Raw genomic sequence first — 14,649 nt, forward strand, 5'->3', positions numbered from 1 at the left:
ATCACTCGAACTCGAGCTTCTGCCTGGTCACGCCCAATGCTTCGACCTTGTCGCGAGACAGCGGGGCAGGGTGGAGCTTGCGCTCGGTCCACAGGTCGAGCGTGCTGGTGCGCAAGCGATTGTCGATGCGTTCCGACTGGCCGATCGGCAGAATCGACTCTGCCTGATCGGGATCGTCCATCGGCACCCACTGCGTGTACGACTGGGCGGTCTGGCAGGCGATGGTGCCGCCGTCGGTGATTTCAAGTGCCGGCAGACGGAGATCATGCTCTGGAGCGAGTGAACCAAAGCCATCAAGGCTTTCGTAGTAGCCCAGACGCTGCTCGGTCACGGCCCGGCGGGCCTGGTCCTGCCAGGTAGTGGGATCGTCGCCATAGCGCTCAAGGCAGTTCAGCCACGCCGTGGCGAGGGACTGATCGATGAAATCGACTTCGAGTTCGCTGAGCTGGTGTTCGGGATTGTCGGCGATTTGTCCGGTGGCGGTCTTCAGGAAGTAGGCCAGGCCCGATTCGCCTCCGCCATAGACTTGGGCGAGGTGCGTACTGACGAAGCGGAAGAACGTGTTGAGCTCGAGCGCCACGGCCGAGCCTTCCTTTTTGAGCGACGAGGAGGCCCCCTGCTCGTACCACGGTTTCAGCAGGGCGAGAGCCAATTGTGCTTCGAGCGACAGCGCGTCGGCGTCTTGCTGCTCGATATGTAGCCCCAGGGCGACAATATCGCGCCGCGCCGGGTTGGTGCTTTCGAAGTGAATGGCCTTCACCTGGCCGGGCGTGAATTTCTCGCGCTCTTGCAGTCGTTCGCGCAGCCGCCAGGAGCGTACCGTGTCGCCGCCGGTGCCGGTCATGGCGCCGATCGGGATTGAGTACCAAGAGCCGGTAGTGCGATGGTTGCCGGAGTAGAGAAAACCAGCCGCGGGATTCATGACGTGAGATTGCAGCGCGTGCGGAACGATTTCCTGCCAGTCATCGGAGCTCGAACGAGCTGCTCTGGCATGACGGCCGTGCGAGGGATCGTCTCGGGAGCGGGACGGCATCGCGCCGAGGGCGCGATAGCCAATGTCGCCGTCGCGATCGCCGAACACCACGTTGGCACTCGGAAACCGCCAGCCGGCCAGGGCGTCGTCGAACTCCGTGGCGTCCCCCGCCCGCATCATGGCGATCGCGCCTTGGATAGTGTCGCGGTCGGTTTCGCAGATCGGGATTCGCTTGAGCGCGACCTCGCCATCGCGGGGCTGGGCGAAGCAGTATTGCGTAGCCACTGGGCCGAGGTGTGTTTCGCGAACCAACAGTTCGACTGGCTGCGCACCCTTCACTGCGATCGACTCGTGGTAGACTTGCATGTCGCGCCACTCGCCGTCGAACCTGTAAGCGTCTGGATGCTCTTCGTCCGTCTCGAGCAGGAACAGGTCGGCCTGATCGGCGCCCAGAGCGGTCATGCCCCAAGCGACGCGATCTGTGAAGCCGATCAAGATGATTGGGCTGCCCGGCACGCCGATGCCGCGGGCGTTGAAGGTATCGCCGACGATGTGCCACTCGTAAAACAGCGAGGGGTTGCGAACCGGCGTCTGCGGATCGCTGACCAGCACGCTCGACCCCGTGGTGGTCATGTCGCCCCCCACCACCCAGGCGTGGCTGAACTTCGGTCCTTCCTGAGCCTCCCCGCTGCTTGTCATGCCATGTTCCTGGGCGTAGCGATTGACCTGTTCGACCCACTCGTCGGTGACATCCGATCGCTGCACGACGGCGGGGGTTTCGTCGGGCGGCATTTGTTTCAGGCCCTCGGGCACCTGCATGAACAGCTCGCGCGCACGGCGGTTCATGCCGCGGCTGGCCATCAGGTCGCGGGTGCCATCGGTGGCAAAGAACTGCGCGATATGCCACCACGAGGCGAGGCAGTCGGCCGGGGTCCACTGCTCGGCCTCGAGTCCCACCTCGGCGAACATCGGGTTCAGGTCGCCCGAGTGCTCGGCAAAGTAGTCGTTCACCCCTCGACAATAGGCGTCGAGCAACGCCTTGGTTCCCGCATCGAGGTTTTCGGCGGTCTGTTGGGCAGCGCGGTGGAAACCAAACGTACGCATCTTCTTGTCGTGATCGATGGAAGTCTCATCTCGCCGAAGCTTGCGAACCTCGCCCACCACTTCCGAGAGTCGGCCCTGGATGATCCGCAGCGAGTAGGTCATCTGAAACCCGCGATCCTCGGCTGTCGCGTATCCGAGTCCGTACATCGCGCCAGCATCGGTGGCGGCGAACACATGCGGCACTCCCCAGGGATCACGGAGGATTTCGACTGGCTCGGCACGGCACGTCGCGCAAATGGCTACTATGAACAGCGGAAACAAGACAGCCGTGGACTTTGCCATGGGAACGACCTGCGGAAGGAAAGAGATGCGGCCCAGCGAACAGCGTACGCAGCGCGCAGGATATACTGCCACGCGACGGAACGCAATTATTTGCTGAACTTTGGTCCGCGCAAGCAAAGGGCCTCGCCGCAGCGGCGAGGCCCTTTGATCGTTTGCTCGGTTGTGGCTGGCGGTTACCGCACCAGCAGGCAGCAGTACCAACCGTCGCGGCCCTGCACCATCGCGGCGCCGCCGTAGGTGCCCCGTTCGTCGAGGCAGCAGGTCAGGAAGCGGCCATTAGTGAAACCAACGCCTTCGCACTTTGCTCCCCCCAGCGAACCACCGATGTGGTTCTTGAAGCTTCGCTGCGCGGCAATGGTTGCCTTACGGAGCGCGAGCTTCTGCAGCGCAGGATCAGGCGTGAGAGCACCGTAGCCCTGCTTTGCCCGTTCGGTGTTCGCCTTGTCGAGTGCCGTCACGCCGTTGGAGTGACTGAACGACTTGTTCGAGCGAACCAGGTTACCAACGATGTTGGTTGCACGGGCGACCGGACCCTCGCCGTTGGTAGCCGCCTTTTTGACGACATGGGCTTTGGACGCGGGGGTGCTAGTTGTCGCCTTGTTGGCGGTGTATTCATCCACCGGGACGCCATCGATGGCAACCAGTCGCTCGCCGGGAGCGAGTTTGATTCCTTCGACAGTCACTCCGTGGGCCACGCCACTGCCGACAAGGAGCAGCGCCGCGCACTGGGTGAGGGTGAACTTGCTGAACATGATTGCCTCCATCTCTTACCACTTGGGGATCTCTGCCACCGACACAGGCGTCGGTAGCAACGTCCACGGCATGGTAAACGAGCGGAGGGCGGCTGCAACCACCCGATGACCCCCTTGGCGCGGTAATCCGCGTTTGCCCAGTTTAACACCCTGGGCAAAGGTTGCATGTGGTGCGCGAAGTCGTTAAAAGTCCCGAAAGTTCGAGCAGCCCACGGGACGAGGTGCCATCACGACATCTTGTGCCCCATTTTCGGCGCCGGCTCTCGCGCGAGGCTGGCGTCCGCATCTGGTAGGCCCTGGGGCCGTATATTGGTGACCGGCTTGGGATGGCGTAGGAGCCGCGGGGGCGGCGATCGGCTCTTGAGCCTGGCCGCCGGACGGCCAAGAAGCGAATGCTAGCATCGCAACCTGAAAGCACAAAAGAGGGCGCATCGATACCCCACCATCTAGACCATGGAACGACTCGTCTTAACGCGAGATCGGATGCCGTCGCCTGATGGCCGAACGGTCGTACCGCTTTGCAGAGAAATAATGGCCGCGCACTGCGGACTGGCGAAGCCGGGAAGACTTTGCAACCTAGTTGTGCTCGGCCTTGTCGCTATCGCCGCCAAGGTGGCGGCGCAGGTAGGTGGCTCGTTCGATGTTGCGGTCAGACGAGTCGAGTTCCATGCCGGCCAGTTTCTGGAGATGGGCCGGCTGGGTGTGAACGAACAGCTTGTTCACGGTGGGGATGGCCACGTCGCCGATGAGTCCGAGGTTGACTCCCATGCGGACGCTCGACAGCAGGTGCAGGGTCTCTTCGCTGCTGATGGTCTGGGCATTACGCAAAATGCCGTAGGCGCGGCTTACTCGGTCGTGCAGCGTCTCCTGGCTCTCGCGGACCAGAAACTCCCGGGCCTGGCGCTCGTAGTCGATCAGCACCGGTACGACGTCGGCCACTTTTTTGATGAGTTCCTGCTCGCTTAATCCCAGAGTGATCTGGTTCGATACCTGGTAGAAGTCGCCCATGGCCTGCGAACCCTCGCCGTACAGGCCGCGGACTGCGAGGTTGATTTTTTGCAAACTGCGGAACACCTTGTCGATCTGGCGCGTAATCACCAGGGCGGGCAGGTGTAGCATGACGCTCACGCGGATGCCCGTGCCGACATTCGTGGGGCAGGCGGTCAGGTAGCCCAGCTTTTCGTTGTACGCGTAGGTCACCTGCTCCTCGATCAAGTCGTCGAGCGTATCAATCTGCTCCCAGGCCGAGTCGAGGTCCAGGCCGCTGTGCATTACTTGGATGCGGAGGTGATCCTCCTCGTTGATCATCACGCTGTACTGCTCGCGGCCGTCGATCGCTACGGCGCGTGCTCCCTCGCTTTCGGACAGTTCGCGGCTGATGAGTTGCCGTTCGACCAGGAACGCCCGATCGATCTCCGGCAGCTGGCTCACGTCGACGTACATCAACTCGCCGGGAAACTTCTTCGAGTCGTTCGAGGCGGCAATGCGGGCGTGCAGAATCTTTTCGATCTCGGCCCGGTCGGCCGCAGTGGCGCGGGCGATGAAGGGGAACTCTGCCAGGTTGCGGGCCAGGCGGATACGGCTGGAGATGACGATGTCCGACTCGGGCCCCGAGCCCTTCAGCCATTCGCCGCTTCCACCGGCAAGTTCTTCGAAGTTGAGCGGCATGTTTGTAATTCTTGGCCGGGCGGCGTAAATGGAAGCTAATGGGGAAAAGCAATCAACGTGTCGACAACTCCCTATTCTATAAATCGGTCGGAGGTTGTTCCGTGGGCGGTAGCTGGCGGGATTCTTCGATTTCGCGGATCTCGTCACGCAGCTTCGACGCCTGCTCGTAATCTTCGCGAGCGACGGCCTCTTTCATTTCGCGACGCAGGCGAATCAGTTGGGTCTGCTGTTCGGCATTGGCGCCGAAACCCTTGGGCACCTTGCCGACGTGCCGCGTCTCGTCGTGGATGTTCAAGAGCAGTGGCTCGAGCTCCTCCGAGAAGCAGGTGTAGTCATAGGGGCAACCGAGGCGACCTTGCTTGCGAAACTCCCGAAAACTGATGCCGCACACGGGACACACTTGCTTGTCCAGTCGAGCCAGCTCCTCGGCCGTCTCGCCGACGGCCAACTGCTGAGCCAGCAGGCCGGCCATGGCGGGCATCATCTCGTCCGCATCGGAAGAGGAGGGCGGCGCCAGGAACGCTTGCGCGCAATCCTCGCAGAGGTGTAGTTCATTGGGCTCGCCATCCACCAGATCGGTGATGTGGAAGGTCGCCTGTTTATCGCACTTTTGGCACTTCATAATAGATCGAAAGGGACTGCTTGCAGTGGCACGGCGGCATCGAGAAGCGACGTAACGGATTCTATCGGCGGGCCTTGGAGTGTCAAGGTGAGCAACCTGCCAGGCCGGTGGTGGCAACCCCTTGCGGTGCAACGACATACGCCGCTGCCGGCGACGCTTGCAGCCCTGCACCTGCTGGTCTACGCTGGGTACTCGGTCGAACTCGCGGACGAGGCCGCCCGCTTCGACGTTTCACGCTGTTTCGCAGATCATCATGCCGCACTTCCCCGCGTTTGACGAATTCGCCCAACTGTCGGCTTCGGCCGATTACGTCCCTGTGTGTCGCCGTTTGATCAGCGATTCGCTGACCCCGGTTACCGGGTTTCGCGCCATCGACGATGGCAAGTCGGCGTGCCTGTTCGAAAGCGTGATTGGGGGCGAGAAAGTCGGGCGGTACAGTTTTCTGGCCAGCGAACCCTACCTGCTGCTCGAGGCCCAGGGCACCACGGTGACCGCCACCCAATTGGGCCGTCCCGCCGAGTTGGGCGCTGCTGGCACGGAAGTGGAGCCCGTCAGCGAGACCTTCGAGTGCGACAACCCTCTGGAAGAACTCCGCCGCCGGATTGCCACGGTGAGGGTTGCCAAAGCGCCTGGATTGCCACCCTTCGTCGGCGGCGCCGTGGGGTATGCGGGCTACGACACCGTGCGGTATGTCGAGCATCTGCCCGACGCCCCCGAGGACGATCGACACCTGCCTGACATGGTATTCGCCTTTTTCGATCACATGGTGGTTTTCGACAACGTGACGAAGACCGTCATGGTGATCGCCTTGGCCAAGGTTTGCGATTCGCAGGGCAAGCAACTGCAGGCCGCCTACGACGAAGCCTGCCGGCGGGTGGATCGCTTGGTCGAGAAGTTGTCGGTGCCGCCCACCAAGCTGTCGCCGGTCGACATTGCCACGGCGGGAGACGTGTCGCTCGACTACCAGGCCAACTTCACGCAGCAAGCATTCGAGTCGGCGGTGGAGAAGTGCGTCGAGTACATTCGCGCAGGCGACATCTTCCAGGTGGTATTGAGCCAGCGCCTCGAACTGCCCCTGGCCAGTGATCCGTTCGAGGTGTACCGCACGCTGCGGGTGGTGAATCCTAGCCCGTTCATGTTCTTTATGCGTTCCCGCCACTCGACGTTGGTGGGTAGCTCGCCGGAAATCATGGTCCGCGTGGTCGATGGCAAAGTGACCGTCCGCCCGCTGGCTGGCACCCGTCCCCGCGGCGCCAACGAGGCCGAGGACGAAGCGTTGGCCGAGGAGCTCTTGGCCGATCCCAAAGAGTGTGCCGAACACGTCATGCTGGTCGACCTGGGCCGCAACGACGTCGGTCGGGTTGCGCAGTACGGGTCGGTGGAGATCTCGGATGTGATGGTCATCGAGCGGTATAGCCACGTGATGCATATTACTTCGAACGTGACCGGACAACTTACCGACGACCGCGATGCCTTCGACGCCCTGGCTGCCTGTCTGCCGGCAGGCACCGTGTCGGGCGCACCGAAAGTGCGGGCGATGGAGATCATTGACGAGCTGGAGCCGCACCGGCGCGGACCGTATGCCGGCGCAGTGGGCTACATCGACTTCGCCGGCAACATGGATACCTGCATCGCGCTGCGAACGCTGGTTGTCGCCGACGGCAAGGCGTACGTGCAGGCCGGCGCGGGCATCGTGGCCGATAGCGTCCCCGCCACGGAGTACCAGGAGACGCTCAACAAAGCCCGCGGGCTGCTGAAGGCCATCGAGATTACGGAGAATCGGACCGCCGGCGGGGCGTAGCCGCCCTGGTCGCGGATGAATCATGGTGGGGGCAGGCGAAAAAGAGATGCGTAGACCTTTCCTTGAATCGTGATATTGCATTCCCGTGTCGTTCATTGGTGGCAAACTGCTCGTTGCTTCACGCACGCTTCGCGATCCGAACTTCGCGCGGACCGTGGTGCTGATGCTCGAACATGCCGAAGAGGGGGCTCTGGGCGTGGTGCTCAACCGGCCTTCGCCCAAGACCGTGTGCGAGGTGTGGGAGTCGCTGGGCGAACAGTTTGTGGATAACGACGAGTTCGTCTATCTCGGTGGCCCCGTGCCGGGACCGCTGATCGCGCTGCACGCCATACAGGAACTCGGCGAGAAGCAGATTATCCCCGGCGTGTACATGTCGGTGCAGCGCGAGGTCATCGAGCAGCTGGTGCACACGCCCGACACGCGGCTGCGGCTGTTCAGCGGTCACTCCGGCTGGGGTGGAGGTCAGCTGGAAGATGAACTGGAGGTCGGCGGCTGGCACGTCGCCGACGCCGTGACGGACGACGTTTTCGGCGACACCGAATTCGACCACCTCTGGAGCCAGGTGCTCAAGCGAATCGCGCTGAACATCATGCTGCCGGGCGTCTCGCCCGACGATCTGCCGCCTGACCCCTCGATGAACTGACTTGCAACAGCCTACCGGCGATACTCGAAGCCTGCGAAGCAACCGTGGTACAGCAGGCTTTCGGAGGCTTCGCCGCCCAGGAAGGCGTTGTCGCCCAGCTCCACTCCGTCGATGTACAACAGTTGGTAACCGCCACGCAGTGCACAGCAGTTGTTCATCTTCCAAACCAGCGCCAGCGAAGTTTCCACCGTTAGCGCCATCTCGGTGCGTTCGGTCTTCACGCGATTGCCGGTGGAGTTCGACAAAACCTGCACCTGCCCGGTCTCGTCGACGTCGTCAGTGCCGGGATCGTCTTCCAAGACGGTGCGGCTGGTCAGTGTCGTACGATCGACGTCCGAGCGATTAATGACATTGCAGTAAACGCCGGCGTTGGTGAAGCCTTCGATATACAGTTTCGGAGCCACACGCCACTGGTCGCGCCGCATTCCAAGCTGAAAACCAATCAGGTTGTTCTTCACTTCGGTGGAATTCAGAATCGACCGGGTAATCGACGACTCGGTGACGGACAGCGGAGTGGTCTCGTATTGGTTCGTACGGTCTTCGACAACTTCATCCAGGGAGAAGTAGCGAATACCCGCGTACGGCTTCCAGCTAATATCGTTCAGGGCCTGGAAGTTGATTTCCATGGCGTGCATGCTGGAGTTGTAGTTCAGTGTGCGACGTTCGTCGACTTCCACGCTGATTGGCGGAATGATCACCGGCGGCAGGGTTTCCACGGGCAGGACGATATTGGCGTTCCAGTCGTCTACGCCAACGTAGCCCATGACCAGTTCGAAGTTCTTGTTCTGCGGCCACCAGGCTCCCACCATCAGCCGTGCGCCGACCCCGTGGTCGAAGTTCTCGTGCTGATCGACTGCGTCGAGCGTGGTGCCCATCGATGCGGCCAGTGCAGCGAGGTTGGTGGTCTCGCGGTACAGCATCACACCGTCCAGCGAAATCCGCCAGCGCGGGCCCACCAGCCAGTCGTCGCCGCAGCCTGGACCTGTGCGGAAAGGCGAACCGCCGCAGCCCCACACGTCGCAGCCGCAGGCACCGCCGGCCGCTTGTAGTTGTTGTTGATAGTCACCATTGGGATACGCAGACGAACCACCAGAGTAGTTCGGCTTAATCGTTTCGGCAAAGTACGATTCAGCCGGCGCCTCGATAGGCGTCGCTTGCGCACGGGCCGACTGCACACAGCTTGCGCTCAGCAGTCCAGCCGCCAAAATCCCCAGGAACTTATTCCACCGAAGCATTGCAATTCTCCCCCCTACGCAGGCTGGCGTCGACCCACCTTGGTTCGAGACGCCCAACCGCAGTGCTACCACATACGCCGTTCGCGCACGTCTAGTCGCACGGTCTACGTAAAAAGAATCGGCTCTCGGCCCCTGCTTCGGACAGCACCATCGTTAGAAACTGCAAAGTTTCTCACACCCAGGCGGTGGGCATGCTAGCAATTGCCAGTGGCCAGCGCCTTACACTAGCGCCAGCAACGCGTCGACTTGTTCGTCGGTACCTACCGTCACGCGGATGCCTTCGGGCCAACCGGGGTAGGGCATGTAGCGGACCAGCACGCCCATTTGTTTGAGCGACTCGTACAGTTCCTTCAGGTTGCGATTGCTGTCGGTGCACCATACGAAGTTGGCTTGCGAATCGGTAACGGTGAAACCTTTGGCACGCAATTCGGTGATCATCCGCCCGCGCGTGGCGAGCACTTTCGCACGGTTGTCGGCTAGCCATGGCTGGTCGTCGATGGCCGCCGTGGCCGCGGCAATGGCTAGCATGTCGCAGTTGTAAGAGTCTTTCACCTTGGCCAGTTGCTCGATTACCTTCGGCTGCGCGATAGCGAAGCCGAACCGGATACCCGCCAGCGCGTACGATTTGCTCAATGTGCGGGTGACAATTACCCGTTCGTTCTCCGCTACCAGGCCCAGGCAGTTTGTATCGGCGAAGTCGCCATACGCTTCGTCCACCACCAGAGGGCAGGGCATCGCGGCAGCCAAACTGGCTACCCGCTCTGCTGGCACCACCGTGCCGCTGGGGCTGTTGGGATTGGCCAGGTACGCCAGCCGCAAGCGGTCCACCGGCACTGCGAATTCATCGCCCATCGTCCAGTCGGGCGCGAAGTCCACCACATCGACACTCGCTCCTTGAATCTCTGCCAGCGTCTTGTACAGCACGTAGCTGGGGTTCGGGTAACGCAGCACGTCTCCTTCGCCCACAAATGTGCGCGTCAGGATCGTGAGAATGTCGTCGCTACCGTTGCCGCACAGTATCCATTCGGGCGTGATTTCCGGCAGATCGCTCCGCAGCACCTCGGCCGCCCGTTCGCGAAACGCCGTGGCGACTGGGTCGGGATACTTCTGCAGACTGCCGGCCGCGGCCTGCTCGATGGCGGCCACCACTCGTGGTGACGGCGGGTAGGCGTTTTCGTTGGTGTTGAGCTTGATGACCTTCTCCCGCCGGGGCTGCTCGCCCGGGGTGTATCCGGTCATCTGCTGGATCGCTTCACGAAACATGGTTTGACTATCTCAATGCTCTGCTGCCAATGAACGGATTGCGAATCGTACGATGGACGGCCGGGCCGACCACCATTACGACAACTCTGTAGCCAGTGAGGTTCCTAGTTGACTCCATACTTCTCGAGCTCACAAGGCAAGCCAGCGGCGGTTCTGGCGGCCTGTCAGTTGTTCCCCACCTCCCAGGATTGTTCTCCACTTGTGCAGATGCCGATTTATGGGCCCAAAACTCCTTCGGTTTTGTCCCCCACCGCCTTGGAAAGTGCCTTTTTTCTTGGTGTTATTTGATGTCCCCGGGTCCAAAACACCGTGCGTTGTTCCCCGCATGTGGGGCCCGTGGGCCCAAAACCCATGGTGGCAATACTCGGCGGTTGCGAGCCCACTGTCGGCGAGCCGAAGGCCCGTGCGACCCGGCTCGCCACCACGCGGAGTGCGACGGCTTCGGGCGCTGTCGTCTGCCGACTGCGAACTCCGTATTGTCCCGTACCCGGTGTAAGATTCCTACCGGCTCGCACCAAGAAAACGGCGATTGGCCACGGTGCATCATAGCCAGCTCACAGACGGACTCGCGGGTAGGTGGAATGCCCACCTGGACGTCTGGATTCTTGTGAATCCGGCGCTCAGCCCACGACTGCGACCGACGCCGCGCTTCATGGCAGATCCCACACCGTTACCGAGCCGTCCGAGAATCCAGCAGTCAGTTGGCCACCATCCGAAGAGAACCGCAGTACATGGGCGCGGCAGCCGGGCTCGAGGAACTCGGCGATCTGTTGGCCGCTTTGGGTATCGTACAGCAGCACTTTGTCGCTGCCGGGATCGCCCGTGTAGTTCAAATCGGCGGTGGCGAAGCGGCTGGCGTCGGGCGCGATCGTCAGTTTGCAGCCATGGTCGTGTGGGTGGCGGATGGTTTGGCGGAGCTTGCCAGTGGCGATGTCCCAGATGCGGACCGACTCGGCCGAGTTGGTCACGAGCGTCGAACCATCGGCCGCAAGTGCGGCTTCCCAGACGTGGATCGGCTGGCGTTTTTCTTCGCCAGGCTGCGGTGCGTCGCGCCAGTCGGCCACAAAGTTCTTCTGTAGCTCTCCGGTAGCAGCATCGAGAACCAGCGTGTCACCATCGCCATTGGCAACCAGCAGTTGGGAGCCATCCGCGGTAAACTCCATGGCCACCAGCGACCACAAACCGTGTTCTCCGCCGGTCTGGGGTGGATAGGTGTACTGCACCTTGCCACTCTCCAGGTCGATTGCATGTAACCTGGTGTCACCCAGGCTGCCATTGGAAGTATATACAATGAGCGTTCTGCCATCGGGCGACAGGGCACCCCTCTCGATCTCGGTGTCGATAATCACTTCGCGAACAAGCTGACCCGTCGCCACGTCCAGCAACACGATTACGCCTTCGTTGAACGTCCTCGGATCATTTCGCCGGCCAGCAACCACCAACTGCTTGCCATCGGATGTGCAGCCGATGAACGACGGACGAGACTTCCAACCGTCGCGACTTGGCACCGGGGCCAGAAGCTGCTGCCATATCGGTGAGCCATCGACGGTGTTCCACAAACGAACGTAGCCATCGGCGTGCCCCGTAGTGAGAAGCTGGTGGTTGGGAGAGAGGGCGATCGATACCAGCGAGCCAACGGGAGTAGCATCCGTGTGCATCAGCCGCTTCCCCGACTCGACATCGAAGCAGGCCACCGAGTTGTCCATTGGCATGTAGACACGTTTGCCATTGGGCGAGAAGTGAGGCGACTGGCACCACTCGCCCGGCAGGGCAAAAGAGTGGAGCGACTTGCCCGTCGCGGCGTCGAGAATCTGCAAACGAGAGAACTCGGCCAGCGCAACCTTGGTACCATCGGGCGAAAGATCGGCGTGCCCGAAGCTGTACCAGTCCTTCGACTTCAGCGTTCTCTGTTCGTCGCCCGATTCAATGTCCCAGAAGCGAACTTCCGCGAGCGGGACGCTCGAGGAACTGGTCGTGACTTGGGCATCCGATTTCGGCACTGTCCGCTGACCAGCAGACATCAACGATTTGCCGTCCGGCGCAACGCACAGATTGACCAGCACCGGATTGTAGCTGCCGGCCGGGTCGTGTGCATTTCGGATGTGGTTGATCAAAAGCCCATTGTCCAACCGCCACATGAAGATGTCGCCCGAACTTCCTGCGCCAGCCATCAGCATCGACTCGTCGGGCGTGAACGCAATGCACCGCGCGCCGCCTGTGCCACCGATTCTGTCGCCACCAGAGGTGTATTGCCCACCAGTGGCGAAGGTTCGTCCTGCCGAAGCGGGCTCTTCCCGTCCGCGGACATGCACGACGCCGTCGTCTCCGGCGGTGGCGAATTGCGTGCCGGTCGTACTGTAGGCGACATCTCGTACCTCGCCGCTGTGCAGTTGCTCGCGAAACACCAGCCGATGCTCGGACAGGTTCCAAATCGCGACGTAGCCATGCAACTCGCCCCACAATAGCTCTGTGCCATCGGGCGAGAAGGTGATGGAGCTAATCCACCCTTTGGCATCGTCCGGCAGGCGAATCTCTTTGGTCAACTGGAGCGTCTCGGCGTCGATTAACCAACAGGTGGGAGACACGCGGTTGGGAGCGATCGCGACCAGTTGGTCGCCCTGCGGAGAAACTGCTATTCCATCAACATGCCCGGCAATGCGGAACTGATCGACTGCCAATCGCAATGCCACGTCGCCCCGCGCGTCATCGTCCGGTGGTTGGGCAACGCTTACCGATACCGACATAGCGGCCATCGTCACAAACAATAGGCCGATCGCCACAAGGCTACGCATGGGTGAGCTTTCGACGGGTTCGGTTAGCAGCCGACGCACTCGCTGGACCACCGACCGATTGCCGGCCCCCGTGGCGAGTAGCGGTTGCTGGACTTCGCGCGAAGCGATCGCCACGAGTGCTTCGCCCAGCGAAGTGGCGTTGTTGCTAGCGACGGATGCGTCGCAGGCAAACTCCAACTGCGCCTCGAGCCGATGAACCGCCCACCACGCCAGGGGATTGAACCAATGCACCAGCGCCACCAGCCGCGCGGCCAGCGAACGCCAGATGTCGCCCCGCTGGTAGTGGGCCAACTCGTGCTGCAGCACCGCGCGACGTTGGTCGCCGGTGAGTTGTTGCCACCGACCCAGAGGCACCACCAGTCGATAGCCGGCCGGAGTCCAGCAAAGCGCGGGTCCCAGTTGCCGGGAGACCACCAACGGTATGGCACGCTGGCACTCGGCGGCGGCCAGAACCTGGCGCCACTCAGTGCCCCATTCCGCGCATGGCGTGGCGCATCGTTGCAGCTTGTGGACGAATGACCGGTATCGCAAGTATCCACGGGCAACCACGATCACCAGGCCGATCAACCACATTCGCAGAAATACATTTTGCCAGGAAGCCGCGGTTTGTCGAAGGTCCGCCGGGCGAATTTCACGTGCCGCAATAGCGCCGCCGCGAGGCGCTGCAGCATCGACGTCCTTGTTGGGCGACGCTGCGGCGCGGCCATCCCCGCCTTCGCGAGCGGGGCTATCGGGTGGTAGCGATGCGCTACTGCGGGCTGGTTCGCGCTGCGCTGGCCACCAGTTGTGCGGCACTTGAATCGGCAGCGGCGCGAAAAGCAACCCTTGGATGAGGACCAGGGTCCAGGCGAGCTGCTCCGCGCGGGGCGATCGCAAGCGGAACATGCGACTGGCGACAGCCACCAGCACCGCCGAGCAACTGAGAACGCATGTGGTGCGGAGCAGGGCCTCGGCCAACCAGTCAGGCAGCAGTGTCATCGCTTGCTCCTTTTCTTCTTGGAAGCAGTGGTTTTTGCCTTGGCGTCTTCCAGCAACTGTTGCAGTTCGTCGATTTGGTCGTCGGTCAGTTCATGCTGGTCGACCAGTTTGGCCACCAGCGGAATGACCTGCCCGCCGGTCAGCGTGGAGAGTAGCTCCTGCACCCGCCCCCGTGTGACCCGGTCCCGCGTCACCGCGGCGGAGTAAACCGCGGGCCGCTGGTCGGAGCGTCGCACCAGCTGTTTCTCGACCATCCGGTTCAGATGGGTCTGTACGGTGGGATAGGCAATTTCGCGGCCGTACTCGCCGATGTGCTCGTGCGCCTGCCGCAGCGTGAGCGGCCCTTCCTCCCACAGCATGCTGAGGAATTGCATTTCGCCAGCGGTAACTTGTATTTCGCGGTTGGGCATGGCAGGGGCTCCATCGTTTATTTCGCGTGTAATAAACTTTTTATTGCATTTGTAATAAAATGCAAGACGAAACTCGACAGGTTTCCGCAAAAAACTGCCATTGGGGTTCACGCACCCGCGGCCCCA

At 61.8% G+C, this 14,649-nt stretch carries 11 protein-coding genes; 3 read left to right on the forward strand and 8 right to left on the reverse strand.

Translation table 11 applies throughout. The features are described from left to right. Window position 1: 1 nt before the first annotated feature. The 4 genes from NG895_RS27020 to NG895_RS27035 all read right to left on the reverse strand — a co-directional run bounded on the left by NG895_RS27020 (window position 2) and on the right by NG895_RS27035 (window position 5,401). A complete protein-coding gene (locus NG895_RS27020) occupies window positions 2-2,359 on the reverse strand; it encodes a penicillin acylase family protein (protein WP_252855683.1) in 2,358 nt (785 codons plus the stop codon). A 173-nt stretch (window positions 2,360-2,532) separates the two neighbouring features. After that, window positions 2,533-3,111 (reverse strand): spore germination YkwD domain-containing protein, encoded by a 579-nt coding sequence (locus NG895_RS27025; RefSeq protein WP_252855684.1) that lies wholly within the window; start codon window positions 3,109-3,111, stop codon window positions 2,533-2,535. 576 nt (window positions 3,112-3,687) lie between these two features. Continuing rightward, window positions 3,688-4,779, reverse strand: coding sequence for a protein arginine kinase (locus tag NG895_RS27030; protein ID WP_252855685.1), 1,092 nt, complete (start codon window positions 4,777-4,779; stop codon window positions 3,688-3,690). A gap of 76 nt (window positions 4,780-4,855) precedes the next feature. Continuing rightward, on the reverse strand, window positions 4,856-5,401 hold the full coding sequence (locus tag NG895_RS27035) for a UvrB/UvrC motif-containing protein (RefSeq protein WP_252855686.1): 546 nt from the start codon (window positions 5,399-5,401) through the stop codon (window positions 4,856-4,858). Between the two features lie 87 nt (window positions 5,402-5,488). Here NG895_RS27035 and NG895_RS27040 point away from each other — a divergent pair, with 87 nt between their 5' ends. The 3 genes from NG895_RS27040 (at window position 5,489) to NG895_RS27050 (ending at window position 7,845) form a co-directional block, all read left to right on the forward strand. Next, window positions 5,489-5,677: a hypothetical protein gene (locus NG895_RS27040; RefSeq protein WP_252855687.1), complete on the forward strand. Its 189-nt coding sequence runs from the start codon at window positions 5,489-5,491 to the stop codon at window positions 5,675-5,677. Next, window positions 5,655-7,202 (forward strand): anthranilate synthase component I, encoded by a 1,548-nt coding sequence (trpE, locus tag NG895_RS27045; RefSeq protein ID WP_252855688.1) that lies wholly within the window; start codon window positions 5,655-5,657, stop codon window positions 7,200-7,202. Before NG895_RS27040 ends, trpE begins: the two co-directional genes overlap by 23 nt. An 85-nt stretch (window positions 7,203-7,287) precedes the next feature. Continuing rightward, entirely contained in the window at window positions 7,288-7,845 is a 558-nt protein-coding gene (locus NG895_RS27050) for a YqgE/AlgH family protein (RefSeq protein WP_252855689.1), read from the forward strand. An 11-nt stretch (window positions 7,846-7,856) separates the two neighbouring features. Here the strand turns inward: NG895_RS27050 and NG895_RS27055 are convergent, their stop codons facing one another. The 4 genes from NG895_RS27055 to NG895_RS27070 form a co-directional block, all read right to left on the reverse strand. Further along, window positions 7,857-9,080, reverse strand: coding sequence for a BBP7 family outer membrane beta-barrel protein (locus NG895_RS27055; RefSeq protein WP_252855690.1), 1,224 nt, complete (start codon window positions 9,078-9,080; stop codon window positions 7,857-7,859). A gap of 219 nt (window positions 9,081-9,299) precedes the next feature. Continuing rightward, a complete protein-coding gene (hisC, locus tag NG895_RS27060) occupies window positions 9,300-10,343 on the reverse strand; it encodes a histidinol-phosphate transaminase (RefSeq protein ID WP_252855691.1) in 1,044 nt (347 codons plus the stop codon). 650 nt (window positions 10,344-10,993) lie between these two features. After that, a complete protein-coding gene (locus NG895_RS27065) occupies window positions 10,994-14,113 on the reverse strand; it encodes a M56 family metallopeptidase (protein ID WP_252855692.1) in 3,120 nt (1,039 codons plus the stop codon). Further along, the gene (locus NG895_RS27070) at window positions 14,110-14,523 is read right to left on the reverse strand and encodes a BlaI/MecI/CopY family transcriptional regulator (RefSeq protein ID WP_252855693.1); all 414 of its coding nucleotides are present in this window, start codon (window positions 14,521-14,523) and stop codon (window positions 14,110-14,112) included. Before NG895_RS27070 ends, NG895_RS27065 begins: the two co-directional genes overlap by 4 nt. Window positions 14,524-14,649 lie beyond the last annotated feature (126 nt).

This window comes from Aeoliella straminimaris (assembly GCF_024054565.1).
Taxonomy (GTDB): domain Bacteria; phylum Planctomycetota; class Planctomycetia; order Pirellulales; family Lacipirellulaceae; genus Aeoliella; species Aeoliella straminimaris.